This window comes from Parabacteroides sp. AF14-59 (assembly GCF_003479515.1).
In the GTDB taxonomy this organism is placed as follows: Bacteria; Bacteroidota; Bacteroidia; order Bacteroidales; family Tannerellaceae; genus Parabacteroides; species Parabacteroides faecis.
In genome coordinates this window covers 1-2190 of sequence record NZ_QUHH01000056.1, presented here as the reverse complement: position 1 = coordinate 2190, position 2190 = coordinate 1, and the positions used below count along the sequence as shown (strand labels likewise).

The 2190-nt window shown below is 38.2% G+C and carries 2 protein-coding genes; both read left to right on the top strand.

Annotated features, from left to right (window positions below; all coding sequences use genetic code 11):
• A partial coding sequence (locus DWW23_RS26290) for a S26 family signal peptidase (protein WP_199664187.1) occupies positions 1 to 502 on the top strand: 502 nt, incomplete at its 5' end.
• A gap of 10 nt (positions 503 to 512) precedes the next feature.
• Positions 513 to 2024, top strand: coding sequence for a transglutaminase domain-containing protein (locus DWW23_RS26285; RefSeq protein ID WP_122357398.1), 1512 nt, complete (start codon positions 513 to 515; stop codon positions 2022 to 2024).
• Positions 2025 to 2190: the final 166 nt, after the last annotated feature.

Genomic DNA, 2190 nt, shown 5'->3' with positions numbered 1-2190 from the left:
GGGAGATACCTTATCCATCCGAAACGGATTCTTTCATGTGGAAGGCGTACAAACACCTCTCGGCAACATGGATTCACAAAAAGGAATAGCAGCGACTGAAAAATTTCAAGACGGTATATTCCGGAGTTTCCCATTCGACAGTATCATAGGCTGGAACATCAAGGATTTCGGACCGCTCTATATACCGGCAAAAGGTGATTCCGTTACTTTAGATCATACAAACTTCCGGTTATATAAAAAACTGATCGAATGGGAACAACAAGGTAATCTTCAATACAAGAATTCTACGGTTCTTCTTAACGGGACTCCGATTAATGGTTACCGTTTCCGGAAAAACTACTATTTTATGGCAGGCGACAAAGGCATGAACTCACAGGATTCACGTTATTGGGGATTACTGCCTGAAGAATATATTGTAGGGAAAGCCTGGATTATATGGAAATCAATCGATCCGTATACATACAAATTCAGGTGGGAACGTTTTTTAAAAGTCATTCATTAAATCTAAGGCCATGAAAAGTATATTCATATCAGGAATAAACATATTATTAGCTATCTTCCTAATGGCTTGCAATTCACAGAATGATAAAAAACTGGAGCAAGCTCTTGAGCGTGCTAAAGAAAACCGGCAGGAGCTTGAAAAAGTACTCGACCATTATAAAAAGGATTCTACAAAACTAGCTGCAGCTCGTTTCTTAATCGAGAATATGCCCTATCATTTTACACAGGAACAATACTATACTTCTCCCAGAAAAGAAAAGTATCGACCAGACATCACTCTTTTTGACGGGTTCCAATCTGTCAAAAGACATTGTGATTCATTGACTAACAGAGGATACAGAATAGAAACACATCACAAATACGATATATCGAAACTTAACAGTAGTTTCCTAATAGACAATATAGAACTGGCCTTTGCCGTCTGGAAAAAACCTTGGGCAAAAAACGTTTCATTTACAGACTTTTGCAGATATATTCTTCCTTACCGAGCACAATACGAAGAAGTCTCAAATCTAAGGAAAGAGTTTATGGAACGTTTTCTCCCCTTATTGGATTCTGCGGATGTAAAAACTCCCCTGGAAGCTTGTATAGTGCTACGCAATGAAATAGAGAAGATGGTCAGATATGAAGATACAGGACTCAGCTTATACCCAACTATCAGTGAAACATATCGTTCCGGTATTGGGACCTGTGAAGGTTTATGTAATTTCATAGCATATGCTATGCGATCCGCTGGCATCCCCGTTATCATAGATCAGACAACCTGGGTAAAAATGGACCGTGGGCATTGTTGGTGTGCCGTGCTGGATAACGGACACTTTCTTAGCTTTGGAGAAAATTTGGCACCGGGAGTTCATGCCCGATTATTTTCTGAAACACGTACTCTAAGACCTGCCAAAGTATATCGGCTACAGTTTGAGCCGAATTTAACAGAAGATTATGGAAAAAATGACGATGGCTATGCTGTTTCTTTCAAAAATCCATTGATACAAGATGTTACAACTGAATATCTTGATAAGCCGACCACCATAAAGGTAACTATCGATATGGATATAAAAGAAAACAAACGTAGTAATCAGGTTTACTTATGTAATTTCAATTATAATAAATGGACTGATATTGCTCTCGGATACAGAAAAGATTCGATCTGTTATTTTAATGATGTTGTCGGAGATAATATATTCATGGTTGCAGATGTTCCGGACGGAAACTCCCTACGTTTCATAACAGCTCCATTTTATGTCAGTACAGAAGGGAAAATACATAAATTCATCCCTGATATACAAAATAAAAGTTCTTATACAATACACAAACGTCCGGAAGGATACAAGGAACAGCATACATTATCTTACTGGGATACACAACACAAAAAATTTACCCCTATCGAGTATGTATCAGAGACCGACACGACATTATCTTATAACAATATTCCGGGAAACGCATTATTGTGGTTGTATATACCCATACATATGTATAATCAACGTGCATTCTTTCTGGAAAATGATAGTATGAGAGTATATTAATGATATGTGGAAACCTGTAAAACAGTCGATCTATGAAATACAGACAGTATATAAGTTATTCACTGCTCGCTATCAGCGGATTTTTTCTGCTGTGCACCGTTTTTGCCACGGATATCAGCCTGGTAAACGGGTTAGTCACGGGGAAAGTACACTGGTTTCATCTGTC

Coding starts and splice junctions, on each gene's coding strand:
- DWW23_RS26285 (WP_122357398.1), top strand. CDS start 513: ATGAAAAGTATATTCATATCAGGAATAAACATATTATTAGCTATCTTC.